Raw genomic sequence first — 3,737 nt, forward strand, 5'->3', positions numbered from 1 at the left:
TGTACCTCGTCGGCGCCATCGTGCTGGAGGTGTCGGCGACTCTCTCGCTGCGACAGCTGGTGGACCACGCCGGCTGGATCGTCCTCGTCGTTCTCGGCTACGGCGGCGCCTTCCTGTGTCTGGCGCTGCTGCTGCGCGCGGGAGCCCCGATCGGCCTCACCTACGGCGTGTGGGCCGCATCGGGTGTTGCGCTGACCGCCGTGCTGGCCGCACTGCTCTACGGCGACCCGCTGACCTGGCTCATGAGCCTCGGGATCGCGATCGTCATCGGCGGGGTGCTGCTGGTGGAGATGGGTGCGAGCACCCACTCGCGGCAGGCGCCGGCGACCGGTCCGATCGCGACGGCCACGGCCGAAGCAGCCGACACGAGGGAGGGACGTCGATGACCTGGCTGCTCCTCGCGGGAGCGATCGTCTTCGAAGTGACGGGCACGATGTCGCTGCGCGCATCGGAGGGCTTCAAGAAGCGCCTCTGGATCGCGCCCGTGGTCGTCTCCTATGTCCTGGCCTTCACTCTGCTGTTCCTCTGTCTGGCGAACGGCATGCCGGTCGGTGTGGCATACGGGATCTGGTCCGCGTGCGGGGTCGCGCTGACCGCGATCCTGGCGCGCGTGCTCTTCAAGGAGCCCTTCACGTGGGTGATGGGCCTCGGGATCATCGCGATCGCCGGGGGCGTTCTCCTGATCGAGCTCGGCGCGCCGCACTGATTCCCCCGCCGTTCTGATCCGGGCCCGCAGCGGCGTGGCAGGATGACGGCATGACGGTGCCCTTCGCGACATCCGCGCGCTCCTCGGTCGGCATCGAGTGGGAGCTGATGCTCGCCGATCGGCGGACCGGCGACCTGGTGCCGCGTGCCCCGGAGGTGTTCGCCGCCCTCCCCGAGGACACGGCGCTCGAACGGTTCACCGTCACCCAGGAGCTCCTGACGAACACGCTCGAGCTCACCAGCGGCGTCGGCCAGACGGTCGCTGCCGCCGTGGACGACATCGCCGACGCGATCGAGACGGTGCGCAGCATCACCGATCCGCTCGGGGTCGAGCTGATGTGCGCGGGGAGCCACCCGTTCGCGCAGTGGTACGACCAGGAGATCACCGACAAGACCCGCTATCACGAGCTCATCGAGCGCACGCAGTGGTGGGGGCGCAACATGATGATCTGGGGCATCCACGTGCACGTCGGCATCGATGACGTCGCCAAGGTCCTGCCGATCATGAACGCGCTCTCGGTGTATCTCCCCCACCTTCAGGCCCTCTCCGCCTCGAGCCCCTTCTGGGCGGGGGATCGCACGGGCTACGCGTCGAACCGTGCACTGGTGTTCCAGCAGCTGCCCACGGCGGGTCTGCCCTGGCCGCTGCGGGATTGGGCGGAGTTCGAGGCCTATCTCGACGACATGGTCCGCACCGGCGTGATGGCCGATGCCACGGAGGTGAGGTGGGACATCCGGCCCGCACCACGCTGGGGCACCATCGAAGTGCGCGCGTGCGACGGCATGTCGACGCTTCCTGAACTCGCCGCCGTGGCCGCCCTCACCCAGGTTCTCGTCGAGCACTTCTCGCGCGAACTCGACGAAGGGCGCGAGCTCACCATGATCCAGCCGTGGTTCGTGCGCGAGAACAAGTGGCGGGCTGCCCGATACGGACTGGACGCTCAGGTGATCGTCGCGCCCGACGGCACGCAGGTGCCCGTCCGCGAGCACCTGATGGAGACGCTGGAGCGGCACGCGGAGATCGCGGTCGAGCTCAAGTGCGCCAAGGAGTACGCCGGCGTGAACCGGATCCTCGCCGAGGGCGCGAGCTCGTCGCGTCAGCTCGTCGTGGCCGATGCCGCCGGCGGTGATCTGCGCGAGGTCGTGCAGCATCTCATCCGCGAGTTCCGCGGGGGGCCGACCCTCCGCGAGCACCTCGCCGCGATGCGCGACTGATCTCAGCCCTTGCCGAGCATCTTCTGCAGCTCGGCAAGATCCGCCTCACTGGGCATGTCCCTGCCCGCACCCAGGCCGAATCCCGAACCGGTCGCCTCCGACGCGGCGACTCCCGCGTTCTCGGCCGCACGCTTGGCCGGATTCCCGGAGCGCGATCCGCTCTTCTTCTTGGAGTTCTTGCCGCCGCCGCGCTTGGCTGAAGCACCCGGCTTGCCCCCCATGGGCCCCATGCCCGGGACGTTCGGAACACCTCCCCGAGCGACGGTCTTCATCATCTTGGCAGCCTGGTCGAAGCGCTGGACGAGCTGGTTGACGTCGGTGACCGTCATCCCCGACCCGCGCGCGATGCGCAGGCGTCGGGAGCCGTTGAGAACCTTCGGATTGCGGCGCTCGCCCGGCGTCATCGACCGGATGATCGCCTGCGTCCGATCGATCTCACGCTCATCGAAGTCGTCGATCTGCTGCTTCATCTGGCCCATGCCCGGGAGCATCCCGAGCATCTTCTTCATCGAGCCCATCTTCTTGAACTGCTGCATCTGCTCGAGGAAGTCCTCGAGGGTGAACTGCTCGGTCGCGATCTTGTCGGCGACCTTGCGCGCTTCCTCTTCGTCGAACGTCTGCTGCGCCTGCTCGATCAGGGTGAGGATGTCGCCGAGGTCCAGGATGCGGCTGGCCATGCGGTCCGGGTGGAAGGGCTCGAGGTCATCGAGCCCCTCTCCCGTCGAGGCGAAGATGATCGGGCGACCGGTCACCGAGGCCACCGAGAGCGCGGCACCGCCGCGCGCATCGCCGTCGAGCTTGGACAGCACCACGCCGGTGAAGTCGACGCCCTCCTGGAAGGCCTTGGCCGTATTGACCGCGTCCTGGCCGATCATCGCGTCGATGACGAAGAGCACCTCGTCCGGTCGGGTCGCGGTGCGGATGTCGGCGGCCTGCTTCATCAGCTCGGCGTCGACACCCAGTCGCCCGGCGGTGTCGATGATGACCACATCGTGCTGCTGACGGCGCGCTGTCTCGACGCCGGCGCGCGCGACCGCGACCGGGTCGCCGACGCCATTGCCCGGTTCCGGGGCGAAGATCGCGGCACCGGCTCGCTCGGCGACGACCTGCAGCTGGTTGACGGCGTTCGGGCGCTGCAGGTCGCACGCGACCAGGAGCGGGGTGTGGCCGTCCTTCTCGAGCCGCTTGGCGAGCTTGCCGGCGAAGGTGGTCTTTCCCGAGCCCTGGAGCCCCGCGAGCATGATGACGGTGGGAGGGTTCTTTGCGAACTCGAGGCGACGCTGCTGACCGCCGAGGATGGCCACGAGCTCCTCGTTGACGATCTGAACGACCTGCTGCGCCGGGTTCAGGGCCCGGTTCACCTCATCGCCCAGCGCGCGCTCGCGCACTTTCGCGGTGAAGTCCTTGACGACCGTCAGCGCCACGTCGGCGTCGAGCAGCGCACGACGGATCTCGCGGACGGTGCCATCGACGTCCGCGGGAGTGAGCTTCCCTTTGGTGCGGAGGTTGCGGAAGGTCTCGGTGAGCCGGTCGGAGAGAGTGCCGAAAGTCGCCATGATCCCCCGATTCTACGCGTCCGCGGCGGGTCAGCGCGGCAGCACGAGCGCCAGCGCCGCCGTCACCTCGTCAGGGAGAGACGACGTTCCGGGGCCCGACCCGGCCCACCGCCATACGGCGCTGAAGATGGCGGCCGCGCGCGCCGCCCCGTCGATGTCCGCGGCGGCGGAATCGTCCCCCGGAGCGCGAAGCCGGTCCGCGATCAGACCGCTCAGCCGCAGCTGGCGGCGGGCGCGTTCGGACTCGAGATCGCTCTCGAT

At 68.9% G+C, this 3,737-nt stretch carries 4 protein-coding genes and 1 pseudogene; 3 read left to right on the top strand and 2 right to left on the bottom strand.

All coding sequences use genetic code 11. The features are described 5' to 3' along the window. The 3 genes from B4E30_RS06785 to B4E30_RS06795 form a co-directional block, all read left to right on the top strand. A partial coding sequence (locus B4E30_RS06785) for a DMT family transporter (RefSeq protein ID WP_286794186.1) occupies positions 1-386 on the top strand: 386 nt, incomplete at its 5' end. After that, positions 383-706: a DMT family transporter gene (locus B4E30_RS06790; RefSeq protein WP_286794188.1), complete on the top strand. Its 324-nt coding sequence runs from the start codon at positions 383-385 to the stop codon at positions 704-706. The genes B4E30_RS06785 and B4E30_RS06790, both read left to right, overlap by 4 nt. 50 nt (positions 707-756) lie before the next feature. Next, positions 757-1,920, top strand: a complete 1,164-nt coding sequence (locus B4E30_RS06795; RefSeq protein ID WP_194385119.1) for a glutamate--cysteine ligase — start codon at positions 757-759, stop codon at positions 1,918-1,920. Between the two features lie 2 nt (positions 1,921-1,922). On the opposite strand, the gene ffh is transcribed toward B4E30_RS06795, so the two are convergent. Together ffh and B4E30_RS06805 are read right to left on the bottom strand one after the other, a co-directional pair. After that, on the bottom strand, positions 1,923-3,476 hold the full coding sequence (ffh, locus tag B4E30_RS06800) for a signal recognition particle protein (protein ID WP_286794191.1): 1,554 nt from the start codon (positions 3,474-3,476) through the stop codon (positions 1,923-1,925). Between the two features lie 30 nt (positions 3,477-3,506). Then, positions 3,507-3,737 (bottom strand): annotated as a pseudogene (locus B4E30_RS06805) (TetR family transcriptional regulator); the annotation flags it as partial.

The organism is Microbacterium sp. UBA3394 (assembly GCF_002358725.1).
Classification (GTDB): Bacteria; Actinomycetota; Actinomycetes; order Actinomycetales; family Microbacteriaceae; genus Microbacterium; species Microbacterium luteum.

What these genes read in the sequence shown, in the direction of transcription:
- B4E30_RS06790 (WP_286794188.1), top strand. Translation starts at nt 383, where the DNA reads ATGACCTGGCTGCTCCTCGCGGGAGCGATCGTCTTCGAAGTGACGGGC.
- B4E30_RS06795 (WP_194385119.1), top strand. Translation starts at nt 757, where the DNA reads ATGACGGTGCCCTTCGCGACATCCGCGCGCTCCTCGGTCGGCATCGAG.
- ffh (WP_286794191.1), bottom strand. Translation starts at nt 3,476, where the DNA reads ATGGCGACTTTCGGCACTCTCTCCGACCGGCTCACCGAGACCTTCCGC.